This is a genomic window from Micromonospora sp. IBHARD004 (assembly GCF_052814115.1).
In genome coordinates this window covers 2167442-2180533 of sequence record NZ_CP199934.1, presented here as the reverse complement: position 1 = coordinate 2180533, position 13092 = coordinate 2167442, and the positions used below count along the sequence as shown (strand labels likewise).

Annotated in this window: 12 protein-coding genes and 5 pseudogenes; 11 read left to right on the top strand and 6 right to left on the bottom strand. The window is 68.9% G+C overall.

Annotated features, from left to right (window positions below; all coding sequences use genetic code 11):
* Positions 1-82: 82 nt before the first annotated feature.
* Positions 83-549 (bottom strand): annotated as a pseudogene (locus ACTWO6_RS10665) (DDE-type integrase/transposase/recombinase); the annotation flags it as partial.
* Between the two features lie 149 nt (positions 550-698).
* Here ACTWO6_RS10665 and ACTWO6_RS10660 point away from each other — a divergent pair.
* The 4 genes and pseudogenes from ACTWO6_RS10660 to ACTWO6_RS10645 form a co-directional block, all read left to right on the top strand.
* Positions 699-1223 (top strand): PadR family transcriptional regulator, encoded by a 525-nt coding sequence (locus tag ACTWO6_RS10660; RefSeq protein WP_130332589.1) that lies wholly within the window; start codon positions 699-701, stop codon positions 1221-1223.
* Positions 1220-1900: an ABC transporter ATP-binding protein gene (locus ACTWO6_RS10655; RefSeq protein ID WP_446219460.1), complete on the top strand. Its 681-nt coding sequence runs from the start codon at positions 1220-1222 to the stop codon at positions 1898-1900. Before ACTWO6_RS10660 ends, ACTWO6_RS10655 begins: the two co-directional genes overlap by 4 nt.
* Entirely contained in the window at positions 1897-4053 is a 2157-nt protein-coding gene (locus ACTWO6_RS10650; protein WP_446219459.1) for an FtsX-like permease family protein, read from the top strand. The genes ACTWO6_RS10655 and ACTWO6_RS10650 overlap by 4 nt, the downstream gene beginning before the upstream one ends.
* A gap of 156 nt (positions 4054-4209) precedes the next feature.
* A pseudogene (locus ACTWO6_RS10645) lies at positions 4210-4317 on the top strand (IS5/IS1182 family transposase); the annotation flags it as partial.
* Positions 4318-4629: 312 nt separating this feature from the next.
* Here the strand turns inward: ACTWO6_RS10645 and ACTWO6_RS10640 are convergent.
* Positions 4630-4698 (bottom strand): annotated as a pseudogene (locus tag ACTWO6_RS10640) (hypothetical protein); the annotation flags it as partial.
* Between the two features lie 310 nt (positions 4699-5008).
* Here ACTWO6_RS10640 and ACTWO6_RS10635 point away from each other — a divergent pair.
* Positions 5009-5411 (top strand): annotated as a pseudogene (locus tag ACTWO6_RS10635) (class I SAM-dependent methyltransferase); the annotation flags it as partial.
* Positions 5412-5421: 10 nt separating this feature from the next.
* Here the strand turns inward: ACTWO6_RS10635 and ACTWO6_RS10630 are convergent.
* A protein-coding gene (locus tag ACTWO6_RS10630) for an IS5 family transposase (protein WP_446220621.1) occupies positions 5422-6221 on the bottom strand; the annotation gives its coding sequence in 2 pieces (ribosomal slippage) (positions 5422-5888 and positions 5888-6221; 801 coding nt in all).
* Between the two features lie 61 nt (positions 6222-6282).
* Between ACTWO6_RS10630 and ACTWO6_RS10625 the strand changes: the two are divergent.
* Positions 6283-6621, top strand: a pseudogene (locus ACTWO6_RS10625) (MerR family transcriptional regulator); the annotation flags it as partial.
* A 268-nt stretch (positions 6622-6889) separates the two neighbouring features.
* Here the strand turns inward: ACTWO6_RS10625 and ACTWO6_RS10620 are convergent.
* Genes ACTWO6_RS10620 through ACTWO6_RS10610 form a run of 3 tightly spaced genes read right to left on the bottom strand, consistent with a single transcriptional unit; the run spans position 6890 to position 7953 of the window.
* Positions 6890-7321: an SHOCT-like domain-containing protein gene (locus ACTWO6_RS10620; protein ID WP_446219458.1), complete on the bottom strand. Its 432-nt coding sequence runs from the start codon at positions 7319-7321 to the stop codon at positions 6890-6892.
* A gap of 21 nt (positions 7322-7342) precedes the next feature.
* Entirely contained in the window at positions 7343-7594 is a 252-nt protein-coding gene (locus tag ACTWO6_RS10615; protein ID WP_446219457.1) for a hypothetical protein, read from the bottom strand.
* On the bottom strand, positions 7591-7953 hold the full coding sequence (locus ACTWO6_RS10610; protein WP_446219456.1) for a DUF2089 domain-containing protein: 363 nt from the start codon (positions 7951-7953) through the stop codon (positions 7591-7593). The genes ACTWO6_RS10615 and ACTWO6_RS10610 overlap by 4 nt, the downstream gene beginning before the upstream one ends.
* Before the next feature lie 165 nt (positions 7954-8118).
* On the opposite strand from ACTWO6_RS10610, the gene ACTWO6_RS10605 reads away from it, so the two are divergent.
* From ACTWO6_RS10605 to ACTWO6_RS10585, 5 genes are all read left to right on the top strand, one after another.
* On the top strand, positions 8119-8790 hold the full coding sequence (locus ACTWO6_RS10605) for a DNA alkylation repair protein (RefSeq protein WP_446219455.1): 672 nt from the start codon (positions 8119-8121) through the stop codon (positions 8788-8790).
* Between the two features lie 308 nt (positions 8791-9098).
* A complete protein-coding gene (locus ACTWO6_RS10600; protein ID WP_446219454.1) occupies positions 9099-10049 on the top strand; it encodes an alpha/beta hydrolase in 951 nt (316 codons plus the stop codon).
* Between the two features lie 52 nt (positions 10050-10101).
* The gene (locus ACTWO6_RS10595) at positions 10102-10245 is read left to right on the top strand and encodes a hypothetical protein (RefSeq protein ID WP_446219453.1); all 144 of its coding nucleotides are present in this window, start codon (positions 10102-10104) and stop codon (positions 10243-10245) included.
* A 143-nt stretch (positions 10246-10388) separates the two neighbouring features.
* Positions 10389-11816 carry a cytochrome ubiquinol oxidase subunit I gene (locus ACTWO6_RS10590; RefSeq protein ID WP_446219452.1) on the top strand — a complete coding sequence of 476 codons (1428 nt, stop codon included), beginning with the start codon at positions 10389-10391 and terminating at the stop codon, positions 11814-11816.
* Positions 11813-12808 carry a cytochrome d ubiquinol oxidase subunit II gene (locus ACTWO6_RS10585; protein WP_446219451.1) on the top strand — a complete coding sequence of 332 codons (996 nt, stop codon included), beginning with the start codon at positions 11813-11815 and terminating at the stop codon, positions 12806-12808. The genes ACTWO6_RS10590 and ACTWO6_RS10585 overlap by 4 nt, the downstream gene beginning before the upstream one ends.
* Positions 12809-13092: the final 284 nt, after the last annotated feature.

Sequence of the window (13092 nt, the reverse complement as noted above, 5' to 3'; positions counted from 1 at the left end):
GCCTGACCCAAATCGGAGCGCGTGACCATCCGCTCAACGATGCGATTGCGTGGACGATTGACCGGCCCGTGTCGGTCCGGAGTCAGATCGCCAGGGCGAGGTCGGCGAACGCCGCGGCCACCCGCGTTGCCGGCGACGCGTCGACGGCGAGTTCGTAGTGTCCGCGGCGGAGGTTCTGCATGAACGCGTGTCCGGCGATGATGACCTGTGCTGTCTTGTCGGTCCGTATACGGCGCATCGGTCTCAACCGGTGCTTGAGCTGGCTGCGATCAGCCTCGATCGGATTATTGGCGTATTGCTCGACGTGGTGCCACGCGGACGGGACCAACTGGTCGACCACGGCGGGGTAGACCGGCGCTGCGTCGGTGACGACTTCGCTGGGGTCACCTTCAACGTCGACAGCGCGCGTCGGAAGAACCGCCGGGCGGCGCCGGCGTCACGGCGGGCCGAGACCAGAACGTCGATGACCTGCCCGTACTGGTCGACCGCCCGGTACACATACCGCCATGCCCCGTTGACCCTGACGTACGTCTCGTCGACATACCACCTTCCCACGCACGTAGCGATTTTCGAGTCCGTCACTCACCCAGGCGCCTGCGGAGGCTCCGCCACCGGTCATGGCGGTGGCGTGGCAGCGGGCGACTGCAAATAATCCGAGGGTATATACGCGGCGTATACCTTCGGTGTAGTCTGCTGGCATGAGCGTTCCCCTCACCCTTCTCGGCCTGCTCGATCGCGAGCCCAGTCACGGGTACGACCTGAAGCGCGACTACGACGCCTACTTCGGACGCGGCAAGCCGCTGCCGTACGGGCAGGTCTACGCGACCCTCAGCCGCCTGGCCCGGGACGGCAAGGTGGTGATCAGCGAGATCGGCCCCGGCGCCGGACCCGACCGGAAGCGTTACATCATCACCGACCTGGGCGCGACCGAGGTCGACCACTGGCTGACCGAGCCGGTCGAGCCGGAGCCGCACCTGCAGACCGTGCTCTTCGCCAAGGTCGTGCTCGCGCTGATGCTGGACCGTCCTGCCGACGAATACCTCGACACGCAGCGCAGCGCACACCTGCAGCGGATGCGCGAGCTCACCGAGATCAAGCGCACCGGCGGCCTCGTCGACGCGCTGCTCGCCGACCACGGCCTGTACCACCTAGAGGCGGACCTCCGGTGGATCGAGATGACCGGCGCCCGGCTGGACGCCCTGAGGAAAGCGGTGCGGCCATGACCATCGTGATCGAAGCGCGGAGCGTGACGTTCTCGTTCGGCGAGACCCCCGCGCTGCGGGGCGCGAGCATCGCCGTGGACGCGGGCGAGATCCTCGCCATCATGGGGCCCAGCGGCTCGGGTAAGTCGACGCTGCTGCACTGCCTGGCCGGCATCCTGGTGCCCGACTCCGGCGAGATCCTGTTCGACGGCCGCCGGGTCGACGCCATGACCGAGACCGAGCGCAGCAGCCTGCGCCGGGACCGCTTCGGGTTCGTGTTCCAGTTCGGACAACTCGTCCCCGAGCTCACCGCGGCGGAGAACGTCGCCCTGCCCCTGCTGCTCAGCGGGGTCCGCCGGACGGAGGCGCTGCGCAAGGCGTACGGCTGGTTCGAGCGGCTCGGCCTGGACGGCATGGAGCAGCGACGCTCGGGAGAGCTGTCCGGGGGGCAGGCCCAGCGCGTGGCCCTGGCCCGCGGCCTGGTCGCCGAGCCGGAGGTCCTCTTCGCCGACGAGCCGACCGGGGCGCTCGACTCGCTCACCGGCGAGCAGGTGATGAACCTGTTGGTCGCCGCGGCCCGCGAGCAGGGCACCACCGTCATCCTGGTCACCCACGAGCCACGGGTCGCCGCGTACGCCGATCGCGAGGTCATCGTCCGCGACGGACGCGTGAACCTGCCGGAGAGGATCGCGTCATGATCGGCTTCGGGCTACGCCTCGCCCTGGCCGGCGGCCGGGAGGCGCTCACCCGCCTCGTCATCATCGCCGCCGCCGTCGCGATCGGCGCCGGGCTGCTGCTGGCCACCCTCGCCGGGGTCAACGCCGTCAACACCCAGCTCACCCGGTACGCCTCGATGTACCCCATGCAGACGTCGGGCGGCCACGCCGACCCGCTGTGGTGGTCGACGCGGGAGGACTACTTCCACGGCACCCAGATCATCCGCATCGACGTCGCCGCGACCGGACCGCATGCACCCACCCCGATCGGCATTCCGAAGACGCCGGGGCCGGGCGAGTACTACGCCTCGCCGTCGTTGCGGAAGCTGCTGGCCGCCAACCCGGCCGACCAGCTCGCCAACCGCTACCCCGGACGTGACCTCGGCTCGATCGGTCGGGCGGCGCTGGCATCGCCGGACACCCTGCTCGTCATCGTCGGCGGAACACCCGACACGGTCGCGAAGCTGCCTCGGGCACGGCAGATCTCCAGCATCGGCGACAACACTCCGGCACTCCCCGAGACCGTGGTGGACCTGATCCTGGGCGTGATCGCCGGCGGACTGCTGTTCCCCGTACTGATCTTCATCGGCACCGCCACCCGGCTCAGCGCCGCCCGCCGGGAGCAGCGGTTCGCCGCGATGCGCCTGGTCGGCGCGACACCGAAACAGATCTCGCTGATCGCGGCAGTCGAGGCGGCCGCGGCGGCCGTCGCCGGTACCGCGATCGGCTTCATCCTGTTCTTCGCGTTCCGCGGTTGGCTCGCGAACATCCCCTTCACCGGCATGCGGTTCTTCACCAGTGACATGTTCCTCAGACCGCTGGACGTCCTGGTGGTCGCGCTCGGCGTTCCGGCCGGCGCGGCGCTGGCGGCGCGGGTCTCGCTCCGGCGCGTTCGGATCTCCCCGCTCGGCGTCACCCGGCGGGTCACCCCCCGCCCCCCACGCGCGTACCGGCTGATCCCGCTCGTGCTCGGCGTCGCCGTGCTGGCATTCGCCCTGGTCTACCGGCCCCCCACGTCGGACGGCCAGACCGCCATCTTCCTGCCCGGGTTGCTGCTGATCATGACCGGCCTGATCCTCGCCGGTCCCTGGCTGACCATGATCGGCGCCCGGGTCATGGCGCGGCGCGCCAGCCGGCCCGCCACGCTCATCGCCGCGCGGCGCCTCGCCGACAACCCGAAGGCCGGCTTCCGGGCGATCAGCGGGATCATGCTCGCCCTCTTCGTCACGAGCGTGGCCGTCGGCGTGATCACCACGATCGTCGCCAACCGCGGCCCGGCGCCGATCGGATCGATCGGCGCCGGCACGATGTCCACCGTCTTCACCGAGAACCCGCCGTCGGTGCCCGACACGGTGCTGACCGACCTGCGCGCGATCCCCGGCGTGCGCAGCGCGACGGTGGTCCGCGAGAACCCGGTCCGCGGCAGCGATGGGTGGGTGGTCGCGTGCACCGATCTCCCGGCGGCGTACGGCCGGTGCGCCGACGGCGCCACCGTTGCCGAGGTGCCGATGAGCCTCATGCCCTTCGAGCAACCGGCATCGTCCACGAGGGTCTGGCCCGCCGCATCCGTCACGGTCGGCGACCTCCAGCGGTTGCCGGTGGCGTCGATCGTCGTCGGAACCGACGCTTCGGTCGCCGCGCTGGAACGCTCGCGCACCGTCCTCGAGGTTGCCTACCCGACGGAATTCTGGGTGGCCCCGAACGTGCCCGGCGACTTCGAGTCGGACTTCGCCAACACGCTGCGCGGCTGGAAACAGCTGGCCAATGTCATCATCGTCGCCAGCCTCGCACTCGCCGGCTGCAGCCTCGCGGTCAGCGTGGTCGGCGGACTGAGCGAACGCAAGCGCCCGTTCAGCCTGCTGCGACTCAGCGGCGCGCAGGTGCGGGTCCTGCGCCGCGTGGTCGCCCTGGAAAGCGCCGTACCGATGCTCGCCGTCGCCGTGGTCGCGATCGGCATGGGCTTCCTCGCCGCACAGCTGTTCCTCAAGGCGCAGATGGACTACACGCTCACCGCGCCGGGCGTCGGGTTCTACGCGATCGTCATCGTCGGCCTGGCCGCCTGCCTCGCCATCATCGCCTCCACCCTGCCGTTGCTGGAGCGCATCACCGGACCGGAGACCGCACGCAGCGAATGATTGGGCCATTCCGCGTAACGACAGGTGCTCGGTAACCGATCGCGCTTCGGTGCGGCAACACGCCGGATCCGTTGTAGTCCAACGCAAAGACGCAGAATCTCGGTATCAAGGTGGTCCTCCAACAGGTCAACTTCATACCGGGCTTCTGCGTCGACGATGAGCGTCACATACACCTCGATGCTGCCGGAAAGCGACGAGACGCTGGACTTCCTGACCCATCTGCTGATAGCTGAACGCGTGCGGCGGGGCACCCGCGGCCAGACGGGTCCCCGGCGCGTTCGGCGATGCCCCGAAGCGGTTCGCCGACGCAAAAGCGCGCAAGGACGCTATCGCCCGATGATCCCGTCCGGCTCTTTTGATCGTCGGAAGACTGCCTGAGCTGCAAGACTCGCTTGCCCCACAGACATCCGATGCGGGTCTGTCAATAGCTCCTCTGTCAAGCCTCGAGTACGCAGTCGGTGCGTAAGGCCTGGTAGACGACGTCAGATAGGCGTCGTTTCAGCACGCGGACGTTTCGAGGCCGCCGTCGCCGGAGTTCTTGCGACGTGCGATGAGGTCCTTGGCGGGCTGGTGACAGCGGGCCTGGGTCATCGCGATGCGGTGTAGGGCGGCGTTGAGCTGGCGGTTTCCGGTACGGCTGAGTCGGTGGCGGGTCCGGTTGGATCGTCTACGCTGACAGCCGCGGCCGCCACGCCATCTGAATTTGTTTCCACAAAACGTTGATGATCACGTGGCGGCCGTCTCCGCGCGTCCCGACACGTCGCCGCCCCCGCAGGCAAGCCACCAGCCACCGTCTACATAATGCTCCCCAGCTGGACTACTAGAGTTCGCTCCACAATTGGCTCCACGAACTTGACAGCATTCCTGGCGGCCGGGAACGATTTCGGTAAGCGACGCCAGGCCACGTGCGCGGCGTGGGGATGGTTACAGCCCGGGAGGCAGCGACATGCCCAGCGCGCAGTTGTACGACACCATCGGAGCCACTTACACCGTGACGCGGCGCACCGAGCCGCGGATCGCCGCAAGGGTCTGGGCTGCGCTCGGCGATGCGCGGACGGTATTGAATGTCGGGGCTGGTACCGGCTCCTACGAGCCCGCCGACCGTGACGTCACCCGCGGTGGAACCGTCGGCGCTCATGCGTGCGCAGCGCCCCGCAGGCGCCGCGCCGTGCGTGGCTGCCGCTGCGGAGAGCCTTCCGTTCGAGGACCAGTCCTTCGACGCAGCGATGGCTTTTGCCACCATCCATCACTGGCAGGACCCGATCGCGGGCCTGCGCGAGATGCGGCGCGTTGCTCGCCGCGTGGTGGTGTTCACGCACGACACCAGTGACACCGGATGGCTTCGTCGGTTCTGGCTTAGGGCGCGTCTCATTTGGTGAGGCGGCGGTAGCAGATCAGGGTGCTGGCGATGGTGGCGAAGGCTTCGAAGTGATCGCCCTTGCGGTCATAGCGGCGAACGAGGCGCCGGTAGCGCATCAGCCAGGACATGCAGGCTTCAACGACCCAGCGGTGCCGGCCCAGACGCGTGGAGGACTCGATGCCCTTACGGGCGATGCGTACCTTGATGCCCCGTCGCCGGACCTCGCGGCGCAGCTCGCGGGCGTCGTACGCCTTGTCGGCGTGCAACTTGTCTGGCCGCCACCGGCGGCGCCCGCTGGGTGTGCGGATCGCCGGGACGCTGTCGAGCATGGGCAGCAGCAGTTGGCTGTCGTGGACGTTCGCGGCGGTGACCAGCACAGCCAGGGGCAGCCCCTTCCGGTCGCAGATGACATGGAGTTTGCTGCCTGGTTTGCCGCGGTCGACCGGGTTTGGGCCAGTCAGATCGCCCCCTTTTCCGCCCGCACACTGATCGAGTCGACCACCGCCCTCGACCAGTCGATCCGCCGGTCGGCGCCGAGCCGGTCCAGGGTCGCCTCGTGCAGCCGGAGCCACAAACCGGCCGCGGTCCACTCGGTGAACCTGCGGTGCGCGGTGGCCCTGGTGACACCGAACGACGCCTCAGGCAGCTTCCACCAGGAACAACCCGCCTGGGTCACGTACACGATCGCGGCCAGCACCGCCCGGTCATCCACCCGCCGGCGACCACCACCCTGCCGACGAACCGGCGCGGGCGGGATCAACGGCGCCGCAATCTCCCAGAGATCATCCGGCGCCCAGGTGCGGATCATGACCTCGTCCACGGGAGCAGATCATGCCCCCAGGCCAACGACCATCCAAATGAGACGCGCCCTTACTCGCGACTACCTTCCTGAAGTCGCGGACCTACTTGTCGGCCGGCCTTCGCTGACCGAGCTGGCCCGCGCGATCGGAGCCCGCGTCGAGCCGGTGCTCATCCCGTGGGACTGCGCTGACGGCTTCTTCGAGGCCTACTGGCGCCGGCCCGAGGCATACCTGGACGAGAACGTCCGTCGCGGGGTATCGGTCTGGGCCAGAGTCGGGCCGGACGCCGAGCAGAGGGCAGTGCACAGCCTCCGTGATGACCTCGCCTCAGGTCGGTGGGCAGAACGCAACCGCGACCTCGTCGCTCTCGATGCAGCACAGCTTGACCTTCGCCTGCTCGTAACCTGAACCCCGCCGCAGACTGGGTACAAGTTGCTGCCCGCACCGGCTGGGCAGGCCCACCTCGCATCGGTCAAAGGGTCAGCTTCAAACCCTCGCTCCATGGTTTCGTACGTCAAGTGTCAGTGCGCTGGCGATGGCAGTGGCGGTCACCGCGGCCGCCACTGCCATCTGAAATTGGCTCCGTCGCGTGACGGGTTGAACGCCCGCGGCCGCCAGCCGGCCGGACGGCCGCCCGACCCCGTGGTCCGGGCGGGCGTCCGGCGCCGTGGCGGTGTCACTCGCAGAACACCTGCACCTTGCTGTCGGCGTCGTCGACGTCGACGGTGAGCTCATCGAGTTGCTCGATGAGCTCCTCGATGTGCTGCGGCTTGAGCTGGGTGAGGTCGATCGGTACCCCTGACTTGTTCAGCTCCGCATTGAGCTTGGTGAGCGCCTGCGGAGGGATAAGGCTCGTGAGCCGGACCCCAGCGCGCAGCAGCTGCAGCGGGACCCGGACGTTGACCCGGCTTGGCCCGTCGCCGCCGGAGTCGTCCTCCGAGTTCACCACCACGCGCAGGTACTTCGGTCGGGGTTTCGGGCGGAGCGCGGCTCCCGGCGGCGACTCGGGCCGTTCTCGTTCAAGGGCGTCGATCAGCCGCTCGGCCTCGTCCGCGGTGATCTTGCCCTCGGCTAGCATCCGCAGGATCTGGCGGCGCTGCTCGTTCATTGTTGCTCCTCCCCCTCTGACTCATCTGACGCTTACCAGCACGGCCGTTCGGCCGTCCTCAACCTCGAACCGGGTGCCGGGCAACGCCCACAGCAGTTGCCCGGTGCCGCGCAGCGCGCCCACCGGGCTCACCCGGGTGGCGAGGCATGCGACCAGCACGACGAGTAGCAGCAGCGGTGACAGCACCAGCAGTACCGGCAGGACAGGGACGTACAGCCGCAGCCAGCGGCCGTCGGGACGGCGATGGCGTACCGTCACCAGGTACGGAATCATCGGGACCCCTCCAGCTCGGCCAGCGCCTCCTGGACGCTGATCTCCCCCCGCCGCAGGCGGTCAACGACGTCGGCGCCGGTGGGCGCCGGGTCGGTGTCGACGAAGTCGAGGTGCTCCGCGATCCGGTTCAGCCGGGACTTGATCGTCGGGTAGCTCACCCCGAAGACCCGCTCCATCTCCTTGATCGAACCGTGCGACCGTACGAACGCGGCAACGAACACCTGGTCGTCGACGCTGAGCTGAGCCAGCTGCGGCAGCTCGAACTGACCCTCGACCACGACGCCGCTGCCGGCGAGGCGGACCCGCTCGACCACGAACGGCTGTCCGCGCGTCAGGTCCGTCAGTTCCTGCCAGTCCACCCTCGGCTCCCTTACTCTCGGCGAGGTGCTCGCCATTCATTTGTATCTTGATTTTTTTAAGGCGTCAACGCGTGGATCTTGATTTTTCTAATTTGATCTTCAATCCCTTGGGCCGCCGACTTCCGTCGTAGGCTGCATCCCGCACGTGACGAACAGGAGTCTGAGGTGGCCGAGACGACGCTGACCGAGGTGATGGCCGAGCTGGCCGAGCTCGAGGACCCCAAGACACGCGAGGTGAACGAGAAACACGGTGACGATCACGGTGTGAACCTCAGCAAGCTGCGCGCGCTCGCGAAGCGGCTGAAGACGCAGCAGGAACTCGCGTGCCAGCTCTGGGAGACGGATGACACCGCGGCTAGACTGCTGGCGATCCTGATCTGCCGCCCGAAGGCGTTCGAGCGTGACGAGTTGGACGTCATGTTGCGCGAGGCGCGCACCCCCAAGGTGCACGACTGGCTCGTGAACTACGTGGTCAAGAAGAACCCGCACTCCGAAGAGCTGCGCCTGGCCTGGTCCGCCGATCCGGATCCAGTGGTCGCGAGTGCCGGCTGGGCGCTGACCACCGAACGCGTGGCGAAGAAGCCCGAGGGCCTCGACCTCGCAGGACTGCTCGACGTCATCGAGGCGGAGATGAGAGACGCCCCGGATCGCCTGCAGTGGGCGATGAACCACTGCCTGGCTCAGATCGGGATCGAGCACGCCGAGCACCGCGCCCGTGCAATCGGCATCGGTGAGCGCCTGGAGGTGCTCAAGGACTACCCGACTCCCCCGAACTGCACGTCTCCGTTCGCGCCCATCTGGATCACCGAGATGGTGCGCCGACAGCACGATAAGTAGGAAGGTCCGCGCTCACGCTCGTGCCGCTACTCCCTAAGAACACGGCACCCGATACGAACCGGCCGTGAGGCGCCGAGCTGGTGTCGCGGGGTGTCCCGGTCAACGACGTCCAGGCGGTGATGGGCCACAAGAAGGCGTCGACCACGCTGAACCTCTACACCCATCGTTCCGACGGACGGCACGCCCGCGCGGAGAAATTGTCAAATGTTGTGGATCGGAGCGAGTCGGATCAAGCCGGGCGAGGGCGGTCTCTTGACCTGGAGGTCATCTCCGGACGGGATAGTACGGATCATGGGATCCTGGCCTGCATGGCCGAACCGATCGATTCCTCGCTCGCCGATGCCGAACTGGCCGCCTTCATCGAGGCCGTTCGGCAGGATCCCGGACCTCCTGCCCGTGCTGTGGGAGCGGCGGATCTGCGACGCGCGCAACGGCTCCGTGTCGAAGCCCGCCCCCCAGGCCCCGAGATCGCCTGGGTCGAGGATCTGACGGTCGGTTCGGCCGCCGTGGGGGCGCGCCTCTACCGGCCGTCGGCGGCGGCTCAGCCGCTGGTGGTGTTCCTCCACGGCGGGATGTGGACGATTGGCGATCTTGAGTCGCACGACCGGGCGTGTCGCCGCTTGGCGCTCAAGACCGGTACCGCCGTGCTGAGCGTCGACTTCCGACGCGCTCCGGAGCACCCGTGGCCGGCCGCCGTCGATGACTGCGTGGACGTCATCCGGTGGGCGGCGACCAGCGGGGGCTCGAGCACCGGCATCGGGGGCCCGACAGTCGTCATGGGCGACAGCTCTGGCGGAAACCTCGCCGCGCTCGCCTGCCTGCGCCTGCGCGATGAGGGCGGACCACTGCCGGCCGCTCAGATCCTGGTGTATCCCAACACCGATCTGACACTCTCCTATCCCAGCGCGCGGACGAAGACCACGGGTTGGGGCCTGATTACCGACGACGTCGCGTGGGGGGCTGAGCAATGGGTCCCGGATCCCTCCCGGCGCGCCGACGCCGAGGTCAGTCCGGTGTTCGCCGCCGACCTTGGCGGGCTGCCGCCCGCCGTTGTTGTCACTGCGGAGCACGATCCGCTTCGGGATGAGGGCAACGCGTATGCGGCCCGGCTGGCGGCCGCGGACGTACCGGTCAGGCACCGCTGCGAGGCCGGGATGGTGCACGGATTCCTCACCCTCGACACCATCTCGCCCGCCGCGGCGGCGGCCGGAGACCGAGTCTTCGCTGACGTCGCCGATCTGGCCGTCCGCCTCCGGTGACGTCACATCAGGCGGCGAGGGCCTCGGGGCGCTCGACCAGGACGCCGCGTGGGTGGTCGACCGCACGTTCGGCTGGCTGGTGCACAACCGGCGGCTGGCCCATGGCTTCGACCATGACCGTCAACTCCGAGGCATGATCACAATCGCGATGATGCGACTCATGACGATACGTCTGGCCGGCCGGACGGTCCGCTGAAGCAACGCCGTCGCGCGCGCAAAGCCACCGGACCAGCAACGCCGAACAGGTCCTCGCAACGCAGCCGCCCGTTACCCCGACACCCTGACTAATCCTCACCCCATCGGTACGTTTCCGGCCGCCGTCAACGGGTAGCACGCGCCATGCCTGGCCTGTCACTGGTGCCCCTCGGCGCCAGCCTCGTGCTCGCCGATCCGGCGCAGCTGCTGCCGGCGCGCGAGCAGATGGCCTTCACTCTCGGCTTCCACATCATCCTGGTGCCGTTCGGGGTGGCCTTCACATTCCTGATGCTGATCGCGAACGCCCGCGGCATTCGCCGGAACGACGAGACTGCGCTGCTGCTGGCCCGGCGCTGGTCACAGGTGGCGGCGGTGCTGTTCGCCGTCGGCGCCGTCTCCGGCACGGTGCTGTCGTTCGAGCTCGGGCTGCTCTGGCCGCGACTGATGGGCAACTACGGCGCGGCGTTCGGCATCCCATTCGCGATCGAGGGTCTGTTCTTCTTCCTGGAAGCGATCTTCGTCGCCATCTACGTCTACGGGTGGCGGCGGATGCGCCCATGGCCACACTTCTGGACCGGGGTGCCGGTGGTGCTCTCCGGGATCGGCGGCACGCTGTCGGTGGTCGCGGCGAACGCCTGGATGAACCAGCCGGGCGGATTCACCATGCGGGACGGCAAGATCGTGGAGGTCCGCCCACTCGAGGTGATCTTCAACGACGCGTTCTGGTACGAGGCCATCCACATGCTGCTGGCCGCGTACATGGTCGCCGGGTTCGTCGTCGCCGGCGTTTACGCGGCCGGGATGCTGCGCGGCCGCCGCGACCGCTACCACCGGCTCGGCCTGCTGATACCGCTGACCGTCGCGGCGCTGGCCACCCCGGTACAGATCTTCGTCGGCGACATCGCCGCGCGCGAGGTCTTCCGAAACGAGCCGGCGAAGTTCGCCGCGATCGAGGCCGTCCCGACCACGAGCACCCACGTACCGGAGGTGCTGGGCGGCTACTACGCGAACGGAGAGGCGCACGGCGGCATCAAGATCCCCTCCGGGGGCTCGCTCCTGTCCGGTTACTCGCCGTCCACCCGCATCCAGGGCCTGGACGCCATACCCGCCGAGCTGCGGCCGTCGGACCGGCTGGTCACAATCGTCCACCTCAGCTTCGACGTGATGGTCGGCATCGGCTCCGCGCTGCTGGCCCTCTCCGCCTGGTACGCGCTGGCCTGGTGGCGCCGGCGCGACCTGCCGCGCAGCAGATGGTTCCTACGGGCGACCACGGTCAGCGGTTTGCTCGCGGTGGTGGCGCTGGAGGCGGGCTGGGTGGTCACCGAGGTCGGCCGGCAGCCGTGGACGGTCCGCGGTCACCTCCTCACCCGGGACGCGGTCACAACCTCCGGCAACCTGTGGCCGTTCTTCGCCGCCACCGTCGCGCTCTATGCCGCGGTCGGCGCCACCACCGTGTACGTCCTGCGACTGCTGCGCCACCGCTGGCGCGACCAGGGCGGGGCTACCGAGACGGACGTGCCCTACGGCCCACCCCGGTCCTCGGAGTCCGCGCCCGCGGGAGGGCAGGCGTGAGTACTTTCGCCGCCGTCGTGCTGTTCATCGGCGTCACCGCCTACGCCGTGCTCGGCGGCGCGGACTACGGTGCCGGCTTCTGGGATCTCACCGCCGGTGGTGCGCGACGTGGGCAGGCCCCCCGGCACCTAATCGACCATACGTTGGCACCGGTGTGGGAGGCCAACCACGTATGGCTGATCTTCTGCCTGGTGATGCTCTGGACAGGCTTCCCGTCCGCCTTCGCCGCGATCATGACCACGCTCTACATCCCGCTGGGCCTCACCGCGCTGGGCATCGTGATCCGCGGCAGCGGGTTCGCATTCCGAAAGGTGGTGGTGAAGACCGACCAACAGCGGGCGACCGGGGCGGCGTTCGCCACCTCGTCGGTGATCACACCGTTCTTCCTCGGCACGGTCGTCGGCGGAATCGCCTCCGGGCGGGTGCCCGCCGACGGACACGGCAATCCCGTGACCAGCTGGGTCAACCCGACGTCGCTGCTCGGCGGGGTGCTCGCGGTCGGGGTGTGCGCGTTCGTCGCCGCGGTGTTCCTCACCGCCGAGGCCCGTACCCACGCCGACGCCCGCCTGGAGCGCTGGTTCCGCCGTCGAGCCCAGGCCAGCGCCGTGGCGACCGGCGCCGTGGCGCTGGCGGGCATCGCCATCCTGCACGCTGACGCCGGGCGCCTGTTCTCCGGGCTGACCGGCCGCGGCCTGCCCCTGGTGCTGGTCTCCGCGGCATGCGGGCTGGCCAGCATCGCCCTGCTTCACCGGGCCGCGCCCCGGTTGCTGCAGGCGCTCGCCGTCAGCGCGGCCGGCACGGTGGTGGTCGGCTGGGGCGTCGCGCAGTACCCGTACCTACTGGGCACCCACCTACGTATCGACGAGGCCGCGGCTCCCGACGCCACCCTGGCGTCGCTCACCCTCGTCGCCGCCGCGGCGCTCCTGCTCGTCGTGCCGGCCATGGCGCTGCTGTTCGTCCTGCATCAGCGCGGTCGTCTGGACACCGCCTGACTCCGTTCACGCCGGCGCCGTGCCGGACCGCGGCCGGTTCAAGATTCGTTGGTGGTCTCGCGGACCGGCATTGCGTTAGGGCGACGTAGGCTCCAGCGGATGGAGGAGATGGCCTTCTGGAGCATCGTCGAGGGTTGTCGCGCAGAGACTGGTGGCAACACCGAGCGTCTTGCCCAGCTGGTCCTGCGTCGCCTCAAGACGCTGAGCCCGGACCCGATCAGGAATCGAGAAGCGGCGGGGTGTCGTCGGGCCATAGCCTTCTTTCAGGCAGCAGGCACCACGCC

Excerpts from the sequence above, each read along its gene's own strand:
- ACTWO6_RS10660 (WP_130332589.1), top strand. The coding sequence starts at position 699 with ATGAGCGTTCCCCTCACCCTTCTCGGCCTGCTCGATCGCGAGCCCAGT.
- ACTWO6_RS10655 (WP_446219460.1), top strand. The coding sequence starts at position 1,220 with ATGACCATCGTGATCGAAGCGCGGAGCGTGACGTTCTCGTTCGGCGAG.
- ACTWO6_RS10650 (WP_446219459.1), top strand. The coding sequence starts at position 1,897 with ATGATCGGCTTCGGGCTACGCCTCGCCCTGGCCGGCGGCCGGGAGGCG.
- ACTWO6_RS10620 (WP_446219458.1), bottom strand. The coding sequence starts at position 7,321 with ATGAACGAGCAGCGCCGCCAGATCCTGCGGATGCTAGCCGAGGGCAAG.
- ACTWO6_RS10615 (WP_446219457.1), bottom strand. The coding sequence starts at position 7,594 with ATGATTCCGTACCTGGTGACGGTACGCCATCGCCGTCCCGACGGCCGC.
- ACTWO6_RS10600 (WP_446219454.1), top strand. The coding sequence starts at position 9,099 with ATGGCCGAACCGATCGATTCCTCGCTCGCCGATGCCGAACTGGCCGCC.
- ACTWO6_RS10590 (WP_446219452.1), top strand. The coding sequence starts at position 10,389 with ATGCCTGGCCTGTCACTGGTGCCCCTCGGCGCCAGCCTCGTGCTCGCC.